This window comes from Pseudomonas sp. BNK-15, from assembly GCF_047456105.1.
In the GTDB taxonomy this organism is placed as follows: Bacteria; Pseudomonadota; Gammaproteobacteria; order Pseudomonadales; family Pseudomonadaceae; genus Aquipseudomonas; species Aquipseudomonas putida_E.
On sequence record NZ_CP179898.1, the window covers coordinates 4,561,479 to 4,578,453 of the forward strand.

At 62.3% G+C, this 16,975-nt stretch carries 13 protein-coding genes; 5 read left to right on the forward strand and 8 right to left on the reverse strand.

The window, feature by feature from the left end; genetic code table 11:
• Positions 1-12: 12 nt before the first annotated feature.
• Together ACMGF5_RS20885 and ACMGF5_RS20890 are read right to left on the reverse strand one after the other, a co-directional pair.
• The gene (locus ACMGF5_RS20885) at positions 13-819 is read right to left on the reverse strand and encodes a CSS-motif domain-containing protein (protein ID WP_115275007.1); all 807 of its coding nucleotides are present in this window, start codon (positions 817-819) and stop codon (positions 13-15) included.
• A gap of 134 nt (positions 820-953) precedes the next feature.
• Positions 954-1,637, reverse strand: coding sequence for a type 1 glutamine amidotransferase domain-containing protein (locus tag ACMGF5_RS20890; RefSeq protein ID WP_115275006.1), 684 nt, complete (start codon positions 1,635-1,637; stop codon positions 954-956).
• Positions 1,638-1,971: 334 nt separating this feature from the next.
• Here ACMGF5_RS20890 and ACMGF5_RS20895 point away from each other — a divergent pair, with 334 nt between their 5' ends.
• Positions 1,972-3,960 carry an ATP-binding protein gene (locus ACMGF5_RS20895; RefSeq protein WP_115275005.1) on the forward strand — a complete coding sequence of 663 codons (1,989 nt, stop codon included), beginning with the start codon at positions 1,972-1,974 and terminating at the stop codon, positions 3,958-3,960.
• A 5-nt stretch (positions 3,961-3,965) separates the two neighbouring features.
• Here ACMGF5_RS20895 and ACMGF5_RS20900 read toward each other — a convergent pair whose 3' ends face one another.
• From ACMGF5_RS20900 to mexE, 5 genes are all read right to left on the reverse strand, one after another.
• On the reverse strand, positions 3,966-5,579 hold the full coding sequence (locus ACMGF5_RS20900; protein ID WP_119688950.1) for a response regulator: 1,614 nt from the start codon (positions 5,577-5,579) through the stop codon (positions 3,966-3,968).
• Positions 5,580-5,671: 92 nt separating this feature from the next.
• The gene (locus ACMGF5_RS20905; RefSeq protein WP_115275003.1) at positions 5,672-6,727 is read right to left on the reverse strand and encodes a tetratricopeptide repeat protein; all 1,056 of its coding nucleotides are present in this window, start codon (positions 6,725-6,727) and stop codon (positions 5,672-5,674) included.
• A 200-nt stretch (positions 6,728-6,927) separates the two neighbouring features.
• Positions 6,928-8,343, reverse strand: coding sequence for an efflux transporter outer membrane subunit (locus ACMGF5_RS20910; RefSeq protein WP_115275002.1), 1,416 nt, complete (start codon positions 8,341-8,343; stop codon positions 6,928-6,930).
• Positions 8,340-11,519: an efflux RND transporter permease subunit gene (locus tag ACMGF5_RS20915; RefSeq protein WP_012314307.1), complete on the reverse strand. Its 3,180-nt coding sequence runs from the start codon at positions 11,517-11,519 to the stop codon at positions 8,340-8,342. The genes ACMGF5_RS20910 and ACMGF5_RS20915 overlap by 4 nt, the downstream gene beginning before the upstream one ends.
• 12 nt (positions 11,520-11,531) lie before the next feature.
• Positions 11,532-12,773, reverse strand: coding sequence for a multidrug efflux RND transporter periplasmic adaptor subunit MexE (gene mexE, locus ACMGF5_RS20920; protein WP_115275000.1), 1,242 nt, complete (start codon positions 12,771-12,773; stop codon positions 11,532-11,534).
• A 230-nt stretch (positions 12,774-13,003) separates the two neighbouring features.
• On the opposite strand from mexE, the gene ACMGF5_RS20925 reads away from it, so the two are divergent.
• Entirely contained in the window at positions 13,004-14,125 is a 1,122-nt protein-coding gene (locus ACMGF5_RS20925) for an MFS transporter (RefSeq protein ID WP_187306346.1), read from the forward strand.
• A gap of 138 nt (positions 14,126-14,263) precedes the next feature.
• Here the strand turns inward: ACMGF5_RS20925 and ACMGF5_RS20930 are convergent, their stop codons facing one another.
• On the reverse strand, positions 14,264-14,743 hold the full coding sequence (locus ACMGF5_RS20930) for a GNAT family N-acetyltransferase (RefSeq protein WP_115274999.1): 480 nt from the start codon (positions 14,741-14,743) through the stop codon (positions 14,264-14,266).
• A gap of 128 nt (positions 14,744-14,871) precedes the next feature.
• Here ACMGF5_RS20930 and ACMGF5_RS20935 point away from each other — a divergent pair, with 128 nt between their 5' ends.
• The 3 genes from ACMGF5_RS20935 to ACMGF5_RS20945 all read left to right on the forward strand — a co-directional run bounded on the left by ACMGF5_RS20935 (position 14,872) and on the right by ACMGF5_RS20945 (position 16,937).
• Positions 14,872-15,501, forward strand: a complete 630-nt coding sequence (locus tag ACMGF5_RS20935; RefSeq protein ID WP_187306330.1) for a LysE family translocator — start codon at positions 14,872-14,874, stop codon at positions 15,499-15,501.
• Between the two features lie 21 nt (positions 15,502-15,522).
• Positions 15,523-16,395: an alpha/beta fold hydrolase gene (locus ACMGF5_RS20940; protein ID WP_414157151.1), complete on the forward strand. Its 873-nt coding sequence runs from the start codon at positions 15,523-15,525 to the stop codon at positions 16,393-16,395.
• Between the two features lie 281 nt (positions 16,396-16,676).
• A complete protein-coding gene (locus tag ACMGF5_RS20945; RefSeq protein WP_046787672.1) occupies positions 16,677-16,937 on the forward strand; it encodes a DUF1652 domain-containing protein in 261 nt (86 codons plus the stop codon).
• The last annotated feature ends 38 nt before the right edge of the window (positions 16,938-16,975 follow it).

The following is a 16,975-nucleotide window of genomic DNA, read 5'->3' on the forward strand; positions in this document are numbered from 1 at the left end:
AGTGTACCGCCGTCATGCTTTTCGGGCGGCGGTACAGTCACGCTTACCCCATTGCCTGAACAGCCCCCAGTAGAAGATCGAACCTGTGATGATGCCGATCAACGCAAGTGACGGCAGGATCTGCATCAGCATCTGGCGCCTTTCATCAGCGGCAAAGCCGTCGGGATAGCCGACCTTCACGGTGTAGCCGTACTTGTCCGATTTCCCGCTCATGAAGAACTCGGATTGAGAGGGGCGGGCAGGGTCTCGGCTGTCGCCATCTGCCCAGATGTAAAAATCTTGGAACTCCAGCAGCAACACCAGCCCGGTTTGAAATGCACGCAGTTCGTTGCGCAGCTCCATGCCGTAGGTTGACGCTATCACACCCAGATTTTCGCGGCGAAGCTGGTAGGCGACAAGCACTGCATTGGGCGCTGCAGGAGAATCGAAGATCAGTTGTACCGGTGCCTCGGAGCCAGTCGCAAACCTGTTTTTCGCACGGGGAGGAACCAGGGTGTCACAGTAGATACGGGCATCGGTGGTCAATGCCAGCGCTCGCAGGTAACGGACGTCTTGAACCTGTTTCAACAGGTGCGCCTTGGCTGTCTCGCAAGCGCTGCCAGCCAGCGGCATTGCCACCAAAGCAGCGTCGTGCAAGCGGTTAAGGGACATATCAATGGAAAAGATGGCTTCCTTCAACGATACGCGAGCCGTCTCTTTGAGCTTGTTGTCATGCTGATAGACCATCACCATCAAGCCTGACGCAACAGGTATCAAACTGATCGCCAGTGTCAGCAGCAGCGCCATCATGCTGCGACCGAGAACCCTGAATTTTGACATGGGACTGCAGCCCTCCTGATCCGAGTTGTCCGGGATGGACAGTTGACCGAAGAGCCTATGTATTCAGGGGTGCCCCTACTGTAATCCGCAACCGTGTCTGACTGAGGATTTGCATTGTCGAGACGTAAGAAGGATTACCCATTGAGCGTCTGAATTACCTTCTCTGCCAGTAAACGCGTAGAGGCGGGGTTTTGTCCCGTGATCAGGCGGCCGTCACAGACTACAAAAGGCTTCCAGGGATCATCATGCTTGCTGTAAATACCCCCTCGTGCTCCCAGTTCGTTCTCGGTGAGAAACGGCACCACCTCCTCGAGTTCGGCAAGCTTTTCTTCAGTATTGGAAAAACCGGTGACCTGGCTGTCCTTGAGCAGCAACTTGTTATCGCTGAGCTTGATGTTCAGCAGGCCTGCCACCCCGTGGCAGACAGCGGCCACAACGCCATTCTTTTCGTATATCTTGCGCGCCAGCTCCTGCAATTGCGGGTTGTCAGGGAAGTCCCACATAACGCCATGGCCACCGGTGTAATAGATGGCACAGTATTCGTCTGCTGTGACCTGGCCGGGGCTTAGCGAGGCGCCCAGCCGGTTCATGAAGGCCTTGTCGTTGTAATAGCTCCAATCCAACTCGGGGGCCATCTGCAGGCTGTGCGGATCGATTGGCACGTAGCCGCCGCCGGGGCTGACGTAGTCGACCGTAAAACCTGCCTGCTGAACCACATCGACAAAATGCACGGCTTCACCCAGCCATAAACCGGTTGCCCTGCTCAGGGTCGGATATTTGGCGGTATTGGTCAGCACCACCAGAATTTTCTTGCTCATTACTAAACTCCTGCCTGTAATCAAACGGGAAGTCAGCTCATGGCACGCAAAGCCTATAGAGCATAGCTGGCGTTTGCGGGCAAGCGTATGGGGAGTGGCCTTGTGCTGCTTCCTGCGCTGGCCGATGTTGTTTGCACTGCCCGCTCTTGGGTGCCAGAGTGCAGGCGTGGTGCCAAAGGCCTATTGCAGCAGTTAACCGGGGAGCCGATGATGCAGGATCACTTCGTCAGTCTTGAGCAACAGTGGAACCATCACCTTGGTCGCTAACAGCACACCTTACGATCCCTCGCCGAACGGCGTGTTACTGACCCCTACAAAAGAGTCGGCTGGTGGCATGAGGGAGAGGATCGTGCAGTTCGACTGGCGGCATACGGACCTTGGGCCTTTGCCGCACTGGGAGCCTTCGTTGCGCATTGCGATCGATATGATGCTCCTTTCCTCATTCCCCAGCGCAGTGGTCTGGGGGCCCAATATGACCGTTGTTCACAACGATTCCTATGTGGCGCTGCTGGGTGGCCTGGATCAGGCACTGGGCAGGCGCTTCGATTCGTTGTGGAGCGACGTTTGGGACGATATCGGTCCATGGGTGTTCAAGGCACTGCAGGGTGGTACCAGTTTTGTCGATGATCAGCCTTATGAGATCAAGTGCGCAAAGACGGGGGGGCAGGCGTGGTACGTCTTCAGTTATGCGCCAATTCGTGACGAGCACCATGAAGTTGTAGGTATGCTTCACACCGTGATCCAGAGCTCCGCCGGTGTGGCTGCACATGGCAAGTGGCGCGAGCAGGCGCAGACATTCGAGCGTCAGATAGCGCGATACATGGCTGACCGCGACTACATGTGGCGCCTGTCGCGCGATGCCATGATCACCGTGAGCCTGGACCTGAAGATGCTGGCAGCCAACCCGGCCTGGCATCGCGCCCTGGGGTGGAGCGAGGTTGAGGTGCGGGGCATGTCGATCCTGGAACTGGTTCATCCGGCCGACAGGGAAGAAGTTGAAGCGGCTGCAATCGATTTCGTCAACGACAGAGGGCCTGCAGAGCTCGAAACACGTGTGCGCCATGTCGACGGGCATTACCGCTGGTTCCACTGGAGTGGCAGCTTCGACGGCTCGGTGCTGACTGCCGTTGGGCGAGACATTACAGGCGACCGTGAAGCGGCCATGCGTCAGTCTCAGGTCCTGCTGCGCAACACCCAGAGGCTGGAGGTGGTCGGTCACCTGGCCGGGGGCATGGCCCATGAGATGAACAACCTGTTGTCGGGTATTGGCGGCAGCCTTGAATTGTTGCAGCGGCGTTTGAGCCAGGGGCGCATGGAGCGTATTGACAGTTACGTGGCGTTGGCGCGCGACTCGGTGCAGCGGGCCATGAACCTGACCCACCGCCTGTTGGTTTTCTCCCGCCATCAGCCTTTGGCCCCGGCACCGCTGGACATGAACCGCCACCTGGCTGCCATGGAACCGATGTTGCGCCATGCAGTTGGCACTGAAATGAGTTTGTCCTGGGAACTGGATGTCGACCCATGGACCGTGTGTCTGGATGTCGGCCAATTGGAAAGCAGCCTGATCAACCTGTGCGCCAATGCGCGAGAAGCCTGCCTGGGCCGCGGCAACGTTGCGATTCGCACGATCAACACCAGGCTGGCCTCGGCCTTCCCTGAAGAGGGCGGTCTGGCGCCAGGTGACTATCTTGGCTTGCAGATCATGGACGATGGCCATGGCATGCCGGCCAAGGATGTGGCCAAGGCCTTCGAGCCATTTTTTACCACCAAGCCCACTGGGCGCGGCTCAGGGATGGGGCTGGCGATGGTGCATGGCTTCGTCGGCCAATCTGGCGGTTACGTATGGATCGAGTCGTCACCGGGCCAAGGCACAAAGGTCTGCATGCTCTTCCCCCGATGCCTGGAAGCGATACCGCAAACGCCTGCTGCGGCGATGCCCCAGGTTTCCCTGGCCAGTGGGCGGCGTGTGTTGTTGATCGACGACGAGCATAACCTGCGCACGGTCATGGGCGAGTATCTGCGCGAGCGAGGTTTTACGGTGAGTGATGTGGCCGACGCCAATACCGCGATGGAGCGCTTTCGTCACGATGGCCCGTACGATCTGGTCATCACCGACATCGGGCTACCTGAAGGCTTCAGTGGGCAGCAATTGGCCAAGGTCATGCGTACGGTCAACCCTTGCCAGAAGATGCTGTTCATCACCGGCTATACCGATCAACCGCTGGAACCTGGCCTGTTGCAAGTGCCAGGCACGGCGCTGCTGATCAAACCCTTTGAATTGTCGACCTTGGCCAACCAGGCACTGCTGTTGCTGGACGACTGAGCCCGTCAGGTCTCACCGAGAATCTGCATTACTCGGGCATGAAATTGCGCCAGTTCGAATGGTTTGCACATCAGTTGCATGCCGGCGCCGAGAAAACCCTCCCGGGCCATTGCCGTTTCGGTGTAGCCAGTGATGAACAATATGGGCAGGTGAGGGTGCAAGGTACGGGCGATCTCTGCCAGTTGCCGCCCGTTCATCCCCGGCAGGCCAACGTCACTGACCAGCAGGTCGATTGCCTTGGATGAGCGCAATACCTGCAGGGCCTCACTGGCATTGCAGGCACTGCAACACGGGAAACCCTGCTCCTGCAGGGTCTGGCACAACAACTGGCGCACATCCGGATCATCCTCGACCACCAGTACCGTGCGGCCGCCACCCTGTGAACGTGGTGGGGCTGCTTGCACCTGGGTTTGCTCCTGCTCCAGGTGGCGCGGCAGGTAAAGGTCCACGCGGGTACCTTGGCCTATCTGGCTATGCAGTACCACATGCCCCTGGGACTGTTTGCTGAAGCCGTAGACCATCGAAAGGCCCAGGCCGATACCTTGGCCCACCGGCTTGGTGCTGAAGAACGGCTCGAAGGCATGTTCGAGCGTGCTCTGCGACATGCCTTGGCCTTCGTCAGTGACGCTCAGGCACGTATAGTCGCCCACCGCCAGGCTGCCATCGGCGAACTGCGTCGCTGCTACCTCTCGATTGCTGGCTTCTACACGCACCTTGCCACCGTTGGGCATGGCTTCGCAGGCATTGAGCAGCAGGTTGTCCACGGCTTCTTGCAATTGTGTGTCGTCGCCGGCCACTGGCCAGGTGTGTTCAGGTATTTGCAGTTGCAGTAATACGCCATGCTGCAGTACGGCCTCCAGCCGTTGTGGCTGCAGCAGCGCCCGTAAGTCGATGCGACGGCTGTGCAGCGATTGTCGGGACGAAAACGCCAACAGCCGATGGGTGAGGCGCGCTGCACGCGAAACGGCTTCCTGCCCCCTGCTGAGCAGGCCTTCCAGCCCCTTGGTGCTGCCTTGTTTCAACCGCCTGTCGATCAGTTCGAAGCTCCCCCCGATACTGGTCAGCAGATTATTGAAATCGTGAGCCACCCCCCCGGCCAATTGCCCGATGGCGTCCATCTTGCGGGTCTGGTGCATAGCCTGCTCGGTGCTGTGCTGTGCCTCGCTGTGTCCATCCAGGCGTTGCTGCAGATCGACTAACTGGTCGCGAGCCAGGTATTGCCGGCGACGCTGACGCAGCGCCAACTTGATCAGTTCAAGCAACTGTTCATCTTCGAACGGAATAGCCAGCAGTGTCAGGTTACCCAGTGGATGGTCGGCGGGCGTACAGGGGCTGGCTGAGGCTTGTGGGGTTTGCGTGAGCAGCACGATGGGGAGGTCCGACCAGGGCGGTTGCTGGTCGATAAAAGCCTGCAGCAGTTCATTTTGGCTGCTGTTGAGCGTGTGTTCGTCGACGACCAGCAAGCCTGCGCCTCTGTCCAGCCCGTCCCGCAGATGGGTGATGTCGCGCGAACACACGCAATCGATGCCAGCGCTCGTCAGAAACGTCGAGGTGTGCGTGGCAAGTTGCCTGGGTGCCAGAATCAAGGCACGTTCGTCCAGCGACAGCGAGCTGGCCAATGTGATTCTCCTTAAGGGCTGCCATGCCTGGCCAAGCCGTGAGTGGTCCGTTACCCACTGGACCGCAGGCAAACCCCCAGGGTTCAACGTATCTAAAGTCCTTGCTGCAGAAATGGGTCATCCGGGTTTTGCCGCTCCAGTTCGGCAAGCAGCACCTGAACGTTCTGCAATTGACCTGTTTCTTTCCAGTATCGAATCAGCAACACCCGTGCCCGCCGGTTGGCCGGTTGCCGGCTGAGCAGGGTTTCAAGCTGCTTTTGCGCTGCATCGGACTGTTCCAGGTCGTGCAGGGTCACTGCCAGGTTATAGCGATAGTCGGCATTGTCCGGCTCCAGCTCGACCGCGCGGGACAACGCGAGCAGGGCGAATTCGCGCTGGCCATGGCGGATCAGCCAGCGCCCCAGTTCGTGTTGCAGGAAGGCCGAATCCGGTCGCAGCGCCAGTGCCTGGGCCAGTACCTGCCGGGACTGGTCGTGATGGCCTTGACGTTCGAGCAAGCGTACCTGGGTCGCCAGGGCGTCGAGGTTGTCCGGATTTGATGCAAGGCTGCGGTGCAGGGCGGCTGCGGCCTCGGTGTAGTCATTCTCATGCAGATACAGGCGTGCCAGGTGCACCTGGGCCGCCGCATCCTCAGGTTGTTTTTCCAGCGTTTGCTGGTATTGCTCCAGTGCCGCCTGCAGTGGGCCGAAGTACAGACCAATGGCGTCGGGGTCCAGGCCAAGCAAGGCATCGACGGCGGCAAAGCGTACGCTTTGCTCGTCATCATCGAGCAGGGGGCCAAGAACCAGGCTGCGTTGTGCGGCGGGCAGCAGGCGGCGGATGCTGGCGATGGCCGCGCGACGGACCAAGGGCTCATCGTTTTCCAGGTCCATGCGGGCCAGTTTCAGCGCTTGTGGCGAGGGGTAGTTGGGCAGCTCTGCGTACAGGGCTGCGCGGCGGATCGGCGCCAGGTCGTTGCGTTGCAGTTGCTGGTAGAGCACCCGCGCAGCGCCCGGTTGGCCTTCATGCGCCTGGCGCAGGGCTTTGGCGTAGCTGTGCGGGGGTAGTGTCGGTTGTGCTGGCGGGGTATCGCGGCGCAGGTAGGCGATGCCGACTGATACCAGAATCAGCAGTAAAGCAGCGATCAGGTAGCGGTGGCGTGTGGGCATCGGAGGGGGCCATGGCAGGGGAAGTGGAAGCTTGGGGCAGATTGGCGTGGGCTGCAAGGGCAGCACAGCAATCAAGGCATGCGCCCGGCCGCACCATCAGCGACCTGTAAACAAACCAAAAAAAGCCCCGCAAGCCAAGGCCAGCGGGGCAAACGGTTGGGGGAGGAGCCAACCAAAGGAGTCGTTTAAAAAGTGGGAAATCAGCGCACGCTGGCCACCGAGTCCGGCTGCCAGCCGCCGCCCAGCGCCTTGTAGATCGAGACAATGCCGCGATACAGGTCAACCTCGCCCTGCGCCTGTGCATCTTCGGCGCTCAGCCGCTCACGCTCGGCATCGAGCAGCACCAGATAATCCACCGTACCTTCGCGGTAACGCACCGAAGCCAGGTCAGCCGCCTTGCGGCTGGCCTCGCTCTGGCGCATCAGCGACAGCAGCCGCTGCTGGGTCTTGTCATAGTCGCTGAAGGCGTTGGCCGACTCTTCCAAGGCCAGCAGTACCTGTTGCTCATAGTTGGCCAAGGCCCCTTCGGCATCGGCTTTGGCACCGCGCAGTCGGGCCCGCACGCTGCCCAGATCGAACGCAGCCCAAGTGATGCTTGGCCCCAGCCCCCAGGCGTTGGCTGCCGACGAACCGATCTGCGAACCGCGCGCGGCGGTAAAGCCTAAAAAGCCGCTCAGGCTCACCCGCGGGAACAGGTCGGCAGTCGCCACGCCCACATTGGCGGTGGCGGCGGCCAGTTGGCGCTCGGCACTACGGATATCCGGGCGGCGGCGCAGCAGCTCCCCCGGATCGCCCACCGGCAGGGCCTTGGCGATAGCCGGCAAGGCCTTGGGCGAGAGGTCCACGCTCAGGGCATCCGGGCGCTGGCCGAGCAGGGTGGCAATCCGGTGGCGAGCCCGTGCCTGCTCGGCCTGCAGTTGTGGCACGGTGGCTTCGACCCCGGCCAGGCGGGCGTCGGCGCGCACCACATCGAGCTCGTTGCCGACCCCGGCGTCGCGCAGGGTCACCGTGATGCTGCGCGACTCCTGCTGGGTCTTGAGGTTGGCCACGGCGATCTTCTCGCGCAGTTGTGCACCCCGCAGTTGGCCATAGGCATCGACCAGTTCGGCGATCAGGCTGACCTGCAGCTGTTGCAGGTCGGCCTGGGCGGCCGCTGCCTGAGCGTCGCTGGCCTCGATCTGGCGCTGGATACGGCCGAACAGGTCGAGCTCCCAGGCCATGTCCAGGCCCAGGTCGTAACGCTCGCTGTTGACCCGTTGATCGGTCTGGCCGGGTACCTGGCCCTTGCCGATCTCACTGCTGGCGCGGCTGGTGACCACCGGCAACTGGTCATTGGCGGCATCATCGCGGATCGCCCGCGCCGACTTGAGCCGTGCAAAGGCCACGCGCAGGTCGCGGTTGCCGTCCAGCGAAGCCTGCACCAACTGGTTGAGTACCGGGTCATCGAACTGCTTCCACCACACGCTTTCGAAGCGGCTACGGTCGAAGGCCTTGGCCTGCACGTCGCTGGCCAAACGCGCAGGCTCAGTGTCCGGCGCTTTGTAGTCCGGGCCTACCGCGCAGGCCGCCAGGGCCAGGGCCAGCAGGCTCGGGGTCAGGGGTTTGAGCAGCTTCATGCGTGGTTCTCCAGCGATTGAACGCGTTCGGCCTTGCGGGCCTGGCGACGTTCGACGAAACGGCGAATCAGGAAGAAGAACACCGGTGTCAGGAACAGGCCGAACACGGTCACGCCGATCATCCCCGAGAACACCGCGACGCCCATCGCATGGCGCATTTCCGAGCCGGCACCGGAGGAGAACACTAGCGGCACCACGCCCATGATGAACGCAATCGAGGTCATCAGGATCGGCCGCAGGCGCAGGCGGCAGGCTTCCAGCACCGCAGCCAGCGGGTCGAGGCCCTTGGCTTGCTCGTCCTTGGCGAACTCGACGATCAGGATGGCGTTCTTGCACGCCAGGCCCACCAGTACGATCAAACCGATCTGGGTGAAGATGTTGTTGTCGCCACCGGAGACGATCACTCCGGTAATCGCCGACAGCAAGGTCATCGGCACGATCAGGATCACCGCCAGCGGCAGGCTCCAGCTTTCGTATTGGGCTGCCAGCACCAGGAAGGCCAGCAGCACGCACAGCGGGAACACCAGCAGCGCGGTGTTGCCGGAGAGGATCTGCTGGTAGGTCAGGTCGGTCCACTCGAAGGTCATGCCGTTGGGCAGTTCCTCGTTCAGCAGTTTCTCGATGGCCGCTTCGGCCTGGCCGGAACTGTAGCCCGGGGCAGCCGCGCCGTTGATTTCCGCAGTGATGAAGCCGTTGTAGTGCATCACGCGATCAGGCCCGGAGGTGTCGCTGACCTTCAGGAAGGTCGCCAGCGGGATCATCTCGCCCAGGTTGTTGCGCACCTTCAACTGGCCGATCTGCTCGGCATCGAGGCGGAACTGCTGCTCAGCCTGGACGTTGACCTGGTAGGTGCGGCCGAAGCGGTTGAAGTCGTTGGTGTACAGCGAGCCCAGGTAAACCTGCAGGGTGTCGAAGATGTCGGTGATCGCCACGCCGTGGGTCTTGGCCTTTTCCCGGTCGATGGCCGCATCGACCTGCGGCACGTTCACCTGGTAACTGGTGAACAGGCCAGCCAGCTCCGGCACGTTGTGGCTCTTGGCGATGATGTTCTGGGTTTCCTTGTACAGCGCTTCGTAGCCCAGGTTGCCACGGTCTTCGATCTGCAGGCGGAAGCCGCCGATGGTGCCCAGGCCTTGTACTGGCGGTGGGGGGAAGATCGCGATGTAGGCATCCTGGATGTCGGCGAACTGGGCGTTCAACGCCGCAGCGATGGCCGCTGCCGACTGGCTCGGGTCCTTGCGCTCATCGAACGGCTTGAGCGGGGTGAACACGATGCCGCTGTTGGGGCTGTTGGTGAAACCGTTGATCGACAGGCCCGGGAAGGCTACCGAGTCGGCCACGCCGGGTTGCTTCAGGGCGATTTCGCTCATGCGCTTGATCACCGCCTCGGTGCGGTCGAGGCTGGCGGCGTCAGGCAACTGGGCGAACGCCACCAGGTACTGCTTGTCCTGCGCTGGCACGAAACCGGTCGGGGTGGACGAGAAACCCAGGTAGGTCAGGCCCATCAGACCGGCATAGACGAACAGGGCGATGCCGCTGGAGCGGATGACCCGGCGCACGCCACCGACGTAACTGTGGCTGGCGCGGTCGAAGAAGCGGTTGAACGGGGCGAACAGCCAGCTGCCCAGCAGTTTTTCCAGCAGCCGCGAGAAGCGATCCTTAGGTGCGTGGTGGTCCTTGAGCAGCACGGCGGCCAGGGCCGGCGACAGGGTCAGCGAGTTGAACGCCGAAATCACCGTCGAGATGGCGATGGTCAGGGCGAACTGTTTGTAGAACTGCCCGGTAAGCCCGGAGATGAACGCGGCGGGCACGAACACTGCGCACAGCACCAGGGCGGTGGCGATGATCGGCCCGGTCACTTCGCCCATTGCCTTTTGCGTGGCCTCCAGCGGTTTGAGGCCCAGCCCGATGTTGCGTTCGACGTTTTCCACCACGACGATGGCGTCGTCCACCACGATACCGATGGCCAATACCAGCCCGAACAGCGACAGGGCGTTGAGCGAGAAGCCGAACAGGTGCATCACCGCGAAGGTCCCGATCAGCGACACCGGTACAGCCAGCAGCGGGATGATCGAGGCGCGCCAGGTCTGCAGGAACAGGATCACCACCAGCACCACCAGCACCAGCGCTTCGAACAGGGTGTGCACCACCGCTTCGATGGAGCCACGCACGAAGATGGTCGGGTCATAGACGATGCTGTAGTCCATGCCTTCAGGGAAATCTTTCTTCAGCTCGGCCATCTTCGCCCGTACTTCGTCGGAGATCTCGATGGCATTTGAGCCCGGGCGCTGGAAGATCGGAATGGCCACCGCCGGCTGGTTGTTCAGCAGCGAGCGCAGGGCGTACTGGCTGGAGCCCAGCTCGACCCGGGCGATGTCCTTCAGGCGAGTGATTTCGCCATCGGCACCGGCGCGGATGATGATGTTCTCGAACTCTTCCTCGTTCACCAGCCGGCCCTGGGTGTTGATCGACAGCTGGAAGCTGGTCGAACCGGGGGCGGGCGGTGCACCCAGCTGGCCCGCGGCAACCTGGCGGTTCTGTTCGCGGATGGCCGCGACCACGTCACCGGCGGTCAGGTTGCGCGAAGCGGTCTTGTTCGGGTCGAGCCACACCCGCAGCGAGTAGTCGCCCATGCCGAACAGTTGCACATCGCCCACGCCGCCCAGGCGCGCCAGTTCATCCTTGATGTTGAGGATGGCGTAGTTGGACAGGTAGAGCATGTCGTAGCGGTTGTCCGGCGAAGTCAGGTGCACCACCATGGTCAGGTCGGGCGAAGCCTTGTCGACGGTGATACCGATACGGGTCACTTCTTCCGGCAGCTTGGGCTGGGTGCGCGTGACACGGTTCTGTACCTGCACCTGCGCGTTGTCCAGGTCGGTGCCCAGGGCGAAGGTGATGGTCAGGGTGAGCTTGCCATCGGCAGTGGATTGCGAGGACATGTACAACATGTTCTCGACACCGGTGATGGCCTGCTCCAGCGGTGCGGCGACGGTTTCGCCGATCACCTTGGGGTTGGCACCCGGGAAGTTGGCGCGCACCACCACGGTAGGCGGCACCACTTCCGGGTATTCACTGATCGGCAACTGGAACAGCGAGATGGAACCCGCGATCAGCAGCACCAGCGACAGCACCGCGGCGAAGATCGGCCGGGTAATGAAGAATTTCGAAAAGTTCATCGGTGTTGTCCCTTAACCGCGCGGCGCTTGGGCGCCGGCGACTTTTGCATGGGTGCCGGCAACCTTCGGCGCCGGGTTGCTGGCTTCCAGAGCCTGGCGCTGCTGGGCGAGGGCGGCGAGGGTCTGCTCGCTGGCCATGGGCGTTTCTTGCGGGGTGACTGGCGAGCCAGGGCGTACCCGCTGCAGGCCCTTGACCACGATGCGGTCATCCTTGCCCAGGCCGCTGCGTACGATGCGCAGGCCTTCGAGCTTGGGCCCCAGTTCCACGGTGCGGTAGGTCGCCTTGTTGTCCTTGTCCATGACCAGTACGAACTTCTTGCCAAGGTCAGTGCCCACGGCTTCATCGTTGATCAGTACCGCGTCGTACTGGGCGCTGCCCACCAGTTTCAGGCGGGCATACAGGCCAGGGGTGAACTGGCCGTCGCGGTTGTCGAACACGGCGCGGCCACGGATGGTGCCGGTGCGCGGGTTGACCTGGTTGTCGACGAAGTTCATGTGGCCCAGATGCGGGTTGCCGGTTTCGTTGGTCAGGCCCAGGTAGACCGGGGTGGCCTGGCCGCGCTGGCCTTCACGCGCCAGCTGGGTGTACTTGAGGTACACGCGCTCGTCGGTATCGAAGTAGGCATAGACCTTGTCGGTGGAGACCACGCTGGTCAGTGGCGTGACATCGGCAGTGACGATGTTGCCGGCGGTGTACTGGGCGCGGCTGACACGGCCGCTGATCGGCGCGGTGACGCGGGTGAAGCTGAGGTTCAGGCGGGCCAGGTCAAGCTCGGCCTGGATCGCATCGACCCCGGCGCGGGCCTCGGCGGCAGCGCTGCTGCGCGACTCGGCAAGCTCGGCGGAGATGGCGTTGCTGTCACGCAGACGCTCGCCACGGCGAGCTTCATTGGCGCTGCGGATGGCGGTGGCCTTGGCCTGTTGCAACTGGGCTTCGAGGCGGCGCACTTCAGCCTGGAACGGGCGTGGATCGATCTGGAACAGCAGGTCGCCTTTCTTGACCTGGGCGCCTTCGGTGAAGCCCACCAGGTCGATCTGGCCGGACACGCGCGGGCGCACTTCGACGGTTTCCGGGGCCTCGAGGCGGCCAGTGAATTCGTCCCATTCGTTGATCGGCTGCTCGATCACCTTGGCGACGGTGACCTTGGGCGCGGCGGGAGCCTGCACGGCATCTGGGGTGCGGCCACAAGCGCTGAGCACCACCACTGCCAGGGCAGCGAGGGGGAAGCGCAAGGGTTTGAGTGAGTGGTCCATGGAGAACTCCGCCAAAGTATTAGTAGTGGGCGGAGTGTGAGTGCCTTGCGCGTGACGCACGAATCGAACGCAGCGAAGGTTATTATCACGCCCAATGATATGTCGGGATATTTCATCGATGGCGGGCATGGTAGGGTGCCAGCTTTGATCCTCCCGCGCATGTGACCCAAGGCCCGATAGTGAACAGCTCCCCTCAACTCCCCGGGCCCCTCGGCATCGTCTGCCTGGGCATACTGCAAATCCTGGTCTGGGGCGGTTCGTTCTTCCTCATGGCGGTGATGGCCGAGCCGATCAGCCGCGACACTGGCTGGCCCAGCCAGTGGGTGTACGGTGCGCTATCGCTGAGTTTGATGGTCTCGGCGCTGTTTGCCCCGCTGTCCAGCCGCCTTGTTGCACGCTACGGTGGCCGTCCGCAGATGGCAGCCAGTGGCGCCGTGGTTGCGGTGGGCTTGCTGATCATGGCAGCCAGCCAGGGCCTGGGGCTGTTTTTGCTGGCTTGGGTGGTGATCGGGGTCGGCATGGCGATGGGGCTGTACGAGGCACTGTTCGCCACCCTTGGCGGGTTGTATGGCGAGGGTGCGGGCAAAGCCATTACGGGTATCACCCTGATCGCCGGTTTCGCCTCGACCCTGTCTTGGCCGACCGTGGCCTTGGCCATCGAACACCTGGGCTGGCGCACCACTTGCGGCTGCTATGCGCTCGTGTTGCTGTTGGTGGTGGCGCCTCTGTATTGGCGCGTGTTGCCGGCCGGAGGGCGGGTTGAGGTACGCAAGGCACAGGATCAAGGCACCGCGACCGGGGTCGACCGCCAGCTTTACCTGCTGTTGACCAGCATGTTCGCTATTGGCGCGATCATCATGACGGCAATTGCCGTGCAACTGGTAGCCGTGCTCCAGGGCCTTGGGCACTCGCTGCCGGTGGCAATTGGCCTGGCGGCGATGCTCGGTCCCAGCCAGGTGGCCTCCAGGGTGTTGCAGATTCTGGCCGGCCAGCGCCATCCGATCTGGACGGCCTTGGCTTGGGTCAGCCTGGTGCTGGTCGGTCTGCTGCTGGTGACACTGGTGCCGGCGGCCACGGCCGTGGGCCTGCTGGTGTTCGGTTGTGGTAATGGCTTGCGGGCGATCGTGCGCGGGCTGTTGCCCTTGGCGATGATGCCGCCCGCGCAATACGTGCTGTTGATGGGGCGCATGTCGCGGCCGTCGCTGATCGGCCAAGCGTTGACGCCGGTGGTGGGGGGCTACCTGTTCGAGCACTTTGGCGCGATGGGGGTGCTGGTGACCTTGTGCCTGTTGGCGCTGGTCAATGTGGTGCTGGTGGGGGTGGTGATGCATCGTGTGCGCAGCGGCGCGTGACGGCCGGCTCCCACTGGGTTAGCGCTGAGCTTGAGAGCAGCGGGGTACCTGTAGGAGCCGGCTTGCCGGCGATCACCGGCAAAGCCGGTGCCCTGCACCGCAGCGTCTGCATCGCGGCAAGCCCACACAGGTTACCGATCAACCGCGGGCAAACTGCAGCAGCCTGTCCCCATCCAGCCGGTACCGCACCCACTCATCCTGCGGCTCGGCCCCCAGCGATTTGTAGAACCCGATCGCCGGTTCATTCCAGTCCAGCACACTCCATTCCAACCGCCCGCAGCGGTTCTCTACGGCTTCGCGGGCAATATGCCGCAGCAGGTCGCGGCCCGCGCCGCCACCGCGCTGCTCAGGCGTGATGTACAGGTCTTCCAGGTAAATACCGTTGCGCCCCAGCCACGTCGAATAGCTGTAGAAATACACGGCAAACCCCACTGCCTGGCCATCGCGTTCGCAGATCAGGCTGTGGACCGTACTGCCTTCATCGAACAGGCTGTGCTCGATATCGGCAAGGGTGGCGATCACTTCATGGCGCGCACGCTCGTACTCGGCCAGTTCGGTGATGAATGCAAGGATCTGTGCGGCGTCAGCGCGTACTGCGGGGCGAATGATAAGGCTCATGCTGGGCTTCCTTGGAAAGCAGTGCGTCGTATCGATACAGTCATGTGTATCTGCGTAATTTAATGTAACTGTACCGGTTGTGCGGAAGGCGACTGCCGTAGTGTGACAGCACTAATAACGATTCTGGAATGCCTGCCATGCTCGCCTCTTTCGACCTGCTGATGGCCTTTATGCTGTTTGCCTTCGTTTCCTCGATAACCCCAGGCCCCAACAACACCATGCTGTTGGCATCAGGGGTGAACTTTGGCGTGCGTCGCTCCATCCCTCACGCCCTGGGCATCAGCATCGGTTTCATGGTCCTGGTCCTGGCCGTTGGCCTGGGCCTTGGCGAGGTGTTCAAGGCCTGGCCTGCGTTGTACACCGTGCTGCGTTACGTGGGCGCTGCCTATTTGCTCTACCTGGCCTGGAAGATCGCCACCTCCGGCCCGTTGAGCGCCGATTCGTCCAATGCCCGCAAGCCGCTGGGCTTCTGGGGGGCAGCAGCGTTCCAGTGGGTCAACCCCAAAGCGTGGGTGATGGCGGTAGGGGCGATCACCACCTACACACCGGCCCAGGGCTATGTGCTGAACGTGATCGTCATCGCGGCCGTGTTCGCCCTGGTCAACCTGCCCAGCGTCGGCGTGTGGGTGATGTTTGGCAGTGCGCTGCGCAACCTGCTGCAGAAACCGCGCTGGCTGATGCTGTTCAATGTCCTGATGGCCTTGCTGCTGGTGATATCGCTTTACCCGCTGCTGTTTGTAGAATCGGCGTTTTCGTAACGCGTCGAGTACGGCAAACCCATGCAGTTGATCCCCTGGTCTCACCAATGCTCCGAAGGTTTCACCCTGCGCGGCTGGCGCTCGCCGGCCAGCGGCAAGCCGCTGCTGCATTTTTTGCACGGCAATGGCTTTTGCTGCCTGGCCTACCAGCCGATGCTGGCGCGCCTCGGCGAGCAGTTCGACCTGTGGCTCAGTGATGTTCAGGGGCACGGCGACAGTGACCATGGCGGGGTGTTCCGGGGCTGGAACCGCACGGCTGAGTTGGCAGTGGAGGCGTTCGAAGCGGGCCGTGGCGAGTATGGCGACGTACCTCGCTATGCACTGGGGCACAGTTTTGGTGGCGTGCTCACCGGGCTGATCCTGGCCAGCAGGCCTGGGTTGTTCGAGCGCGCCGTATTGCTTGACCCGGTATTGTTCAGCCGGCGCATGATCGGGGTCATGGGGGCTGCTGCGCTGGTGGGCCTGCACCGCCGGCATGCCCTGGCGCGCAAGGCCGCCAACCGCCGCAGCCATTGGCCCGACCGCGAAGCGGCAACGGCTTCGCTGCAGGGGCGGGGCATCTTCAAGGGCTGGAGCGATGCAGCGCTGCAGGCCTACATCGAACACGCAATCGGCGATTGCGGTGAGGGCGTGGTGCTCAAGTGCCGGCCCAGCCGTGAAGTGGAAATTTTCAGCTCCTTCCCTGCGCGCATGTGGGCGCATCTCGCCGCCATCCAGGTTCCGACCTGTGTGTTGTATGGCGAACAGACCTATCCTTTCGTGCCACATTCGGTGCAGCGGCTGGCCGCGATCAACCCCAGGGTCCAGGCTCGTCAGGTCGCCGGAGGTCACTGCTTCATGCAGGAGGATCCGGCCGCGGCGGCGCAACAGGTACTGGAGCACCTCAAAGGCTGAGCAACGATCACATGGGCGGGGGCGCTCGACGTCATTGGCACTGTTTATGCGCTACCCGCCCCGCGGTCGCCAGCGCTGACCGCCTGTCGTGAAGTGCCTCGATTGGATCGAACGGTAAGAGGGCTTGCCGGTTCTTCCACTAAGGTGCTAGTTGATCTTGCGCATCATCAATTGCCCCGGCGCATGGACGGCCGCCCGGGCATGGGTATTATCAATTGGCACCCTGCCTGCCAAAGGCGTACTCCGATAAACAGGCCATCCACTCAAGAGAGGGTCTTAACATGTCGTTGATAGGTGTTTCGATGCTGGAAATGCGCCAACTGATCGAACAGGCCTGCCTGCCTGATCTTTGTGAAGTGAGTTGCCTGGATGGCACAAGCCTGACCATTCGCTTGGGTCAGGGGCCAAACATGGAGCAGGGTGTGACGCTTACAGGCGTTCCATTGCAGAACCTGAACAGTTGCCGTGACGTGGTGAAACTGGTTGACCAGTTGCATGCGCTGCGTGACAGCCAGCCAGCGTCGCTGAAGGCGATCGCCTGACCACCCAGGGGCACCGGTCAGCCGAAGCTGGCCGGGCG